Below are 2,987 nucleotides of genomic sequence, written 5' to 3'. Positions count from 1 at the left end.
GTCGAAATGGCGGCCCTTGAACATCACGTACTCCTCCAAAGCTGAGGGGCGTTCCATGTCATAGTCCGCTTACCGAAAGGTTTGCGACAGAGCCAGCCGGAGGAGACCCGGACCGAGATACGGGATCACCTGATCGCAGACGAGCGCTCGTCTGGCCAGCTCAAGCAGCTTTCGGGCAAAACTGTCGCGGACGACCACGAGGTGGCCGGAGGTCGGGATCGTGTTCATGCTCGTTTCCTCTCGACGCCTCTGATTAAGGCTCAGCATCAGTCCTCGTCCGGAAGCTTCCTTGCCTCGACGGTGATCGGCAGACGCGTATTCGGGGGAAGATCGGGTAGGAGGAGGCGCCAGCCGTTCTTGAGCGTTACGACCCCGCCCCACAAGTCTTGGTTCTCGAACTTGATAATCGCCTCCTCGAGATCTTTTTTGGGAACATACGCGGACAATCCGGCATCACTCCTACGGATCATTACTTTCATCGGGCCGTTCCTTGCTTCGCGTTTTCTTCGGCCCTGCAGGGAAGGTCGGCTTTGTCGAGGCTCATCAATTCACGCGCTCGCATGCCAACGATGGTGCCACGGTCGATCCATTCGACGGCATAGATAAAGAACTGCTGTAGAAAGGTGCCGATGTCGCGCACATAACCCTCTTCACCCTTGCGCACGAGATTTTCGCCGATCTCCCTGCCAGGATAGGTGCCGTCATTCTTTATGTGACGAGTGGCACGGACCCGCTCTCCCGGCCTAAATCGGGGAGGCCTGTGGATTTCGACCTCCTGTTCGCGTGCGAGCCACATGGCGGTTCCTTGTTTCTTTGAGGCTACAGTTGTTGATGTTCGCGGGCCCCGGAGGCAGCCGCTATGCGGTAGCCTGATTGGGGTCAGGCAGGAACGCAGGTCTTCGGCACCGGGCATACCGAGGCACATTGCTGCGTGTCGAATGCTCCCTCACATTCGGTGCACTTCTGCGGCTCGACCACGTAGCTCTCGCCTTTGAACTTGATCGCACCGGACGGGCATTCGAATTCGCAGGCGCCACATTGCGTGCATTGGGATGCGATGATCTTGAAAGCCATTTTGACTCCTGGTTCGAGTGAAATGAGACGGCTCAGGCGGTCGCCGTGAGTGCCGGGACGCCAGACTCGACGGCATAAATGGCGCCGATTGCCGTCTCAATGTAGTCATGACCGTAAGCGTCGATTGCTCGGATACCGGCGTCCGCGAGCTGATCCTTGGGGCAATCTCCGATCTTGGCACAAAGCATGATGTCTATGTCTTCCAGCGCAGCGATGATGCCATCGAGAGCGCCGTCTTCGCCCCAACCACCGAGGCAATACTGCTCAACCTTGCGGTGCCCGACAAAGCTGATCCCTTCCGAGGAGGCTTCATAAACCTGGAATTCTTTCGCATGGCCGAAGTGCTCGTTGACGCGGCCGCCGCCCTTCGTCGCCACCGCGACGAGAAGGAACTTGCCGGAGCCCGCTGCCTGGATCATTCCGATCGCCTCACTCCTGGCCGTCCCGTGATCACGGCGCTCGTCCGCGACCAGCTTCCGATAGGCCTCGCGCTTGCCGGCATCGTACGTGACCTCGCCGGGAATCCGGTCGAGCGTGAATTCCTGGCCTCGATCCTCGCCGAGCAGCCCGACGGCATCTGCCCGGCACTGCCGGCAGTGGCGCATCAACTTGGCGCCGCCTTCCAAACGATCCTGAAGGGCCTTCATTTCCATTGCGTTTGGGCCGCGCTGCCCGGTCAGCCCGTAGTGCGTACCGTGTGACGGATCGGAAATCAGAGGCATGACGTTGTGCAGGAACGCGCCGCGGTCCTTGACCCATTTGTTCACCTCGTTCAGGTGCTCGTCGTTCACACCGGGGATCATCACCGAATTGACTTTGGTGAGGATGCCGCGCGCGCGTAGCATCTCCAGGCTCGACATCTGCCGTTCGTGCAGGATTCGGGCGGCTTCGATGCCGACGTAGCGGCGATGGTCGTAAAAGATCCAGGGATAAATCCTTGCGCCAACTTCCGGGTCGACCATGTTGATGGTGATCGTCACGTGATCGACATTCATGTCGGCAAGCTCGGCGACGTGGTCCGGCAGCGCGAGCCCATTGGTGGAAATGCAAAACCTGATGTCAGGGATTTCTTTGGCAACTCGTTCGAACGTTGCCTTCGTCTTTTCCCAGTCGCAACAGGCATCGCCCGGTCCGGCGATCCCGAGCACGGAAAGCTGCGGCACTTCATTGGCGACCGCGACAACCTTGCGTAGCGCCTGATCGGGTGTCAGCTTTTCCGACACGACCCCAGGCCGGCTTTCGTTGGCGCAGTCATATTTACGATTGCAGTAGTTGCACTGGATATTGCAAGCCGGCGCGACGGCGACGTGCATGCGCGCGAAATAGTGATGCGCTTCCTCCGAAAAGCAGGGGTGATCCTTGATCTTCTCCCAGATAGCCGGATTCATTTCGTCCCGGTTTCTTGACGAGCCGCAGGAGGTAGATGCGCAGCCACCCGAATTCGCGCTCGCCAGCAACTGGTCGGAGAGCCTCGTGTCGGTCAGGCTCTCGACCGAAATCACGGGTGCGGACATTGAACGGCTCCGTTGCGGGTTGACGTCGCAGTTCTAAGCGCAAGCGCAATGCCAACTCAAAAGGCGGCACTATGACCGGCAATCGGCTTTCGCGTCAGATATCATGGGTTGCTCCGACATAGTTTGTCGGACTTGCGACAGTGGCTACCCGCAGAACGTCAGGAAGCGACTGCGGCCGGACATCATTGAGAGACAGAAATCCCCTGTCGATCAATTCACCCCTGATCGCCTCGGCACAACGTTCTCGACCGGTCTCCGACGAAGATGTCGATCTCGGCGGCGGCGAACTCATCGGTGGTGAAGTTGTCGCCGCATCCTGTGTCGGCATGGTTCCGGTTAGGCCCAACTTGAACAGTTGGACGTGAACGGATAGCGAACACTGTCCGTTAAGCCATTGAA

Annotated in this window: 4 protein-coding genes and 1 pseudogene; all 5 read right to left on the bottom strand. The window is 58.9% G+C overall.

Annotated features, from left to right (window positions below; genetic code table 11):
• Nucleotides 1-81 precede the first annotated feature (81 nt).
• Nucleotides 82-228, bottom strand: a pseudogene (locus BLS48_RS34270) (SIR2 family protein); the annotation flags it as partial.
• Between the two features lie 38 nt (nt 229-266).
• Complete coding sequence (gene nifT / locus BLS48_RS34265) at nt 267-479, bottom strand: putative nitrogen fixation protein NifT (RefSeq protein ID WP_038655042.1); 213 nt, start codon at nt 477-479, stop codon at nt 267-269.
• Nucleotides 476-796 (bottom strand): nitrogen fixation protein NifZ, encoded by a 321-nt coding sequence (locus tag BLS48_RS34260; RefSeq protein WP_038655039.1) that lies wholly within the window; start codon nt 794-796, stop codon nt 476-478. Before BLS48_RS34260 ends, nifT begins: the two co-directional genes overlap by 4 nt.
• An 83-nt stretch (nt 797-879) precedes the next feature.
• Complete coding sequence (locus BLS48_RS34255) at nt 880-1,098, bottom strand: 4Fe-4S dicluster domain-containing protein (protein ID WP_240565499.1); 219 nt, start codon at nt 1,096-1,098, stop codon at nt 880-882.
• Between the two features lie 8 nt (nt 1,099-1,106).
• Complete coding sequence (gene nifB, locus BLS48_RS34250) at nt 1,107-2,588, bottom strand: nitrogenase cofactor biosynthesis protein NifB (RefSeq protein ID WP_091586658.1); 1,482 nt, start codon at nt 2,586-2,588, stop codon at nt 1,107-1,109.
• Nucleotides 2,589-2,987: the final 399 nt, after the last annotated feature.

This window comes from Mesorhizobium qingshengii (assembly GCF_900103325.1).
Classification (GTDB): Bacteria; Pseudomonadota; Alphaproteobacteria; order Rhizobiales; family Rhizobiaceae; genus Mesorhizobium; species Mesorhizobium qingshengii.
Note: the sequence above shows the minus strand (reverse complement) of the source record. Positions and strands in the feature narration are given on the sequence as shown.

What these genes read in the sequence shown, in the direction of transcription:
- nifB (WP_091586658.1), bottom strand. Translation starts at nt 2,588, where the DNA reads ATGTCCGCACCCGTGATTTCGGTCGAGAGCCTGACCGACACGAGGCTC.
- BLS48_RS34260 (WP_038655039.1), bottom strand. Translation starts at nt 796, where the DNA reads ATGTGGCTCGCACGCGAACAGGAGGTCGAAATCCACAGGCCTCCCCGA.
- nifT (WP_038655042.1), bottom strand. Translation starts at nt 479, where the DNA reads ATGAAAGTAATGATCCGTAGGAGTGATGCCGGATTGTCCGCGTATGTT.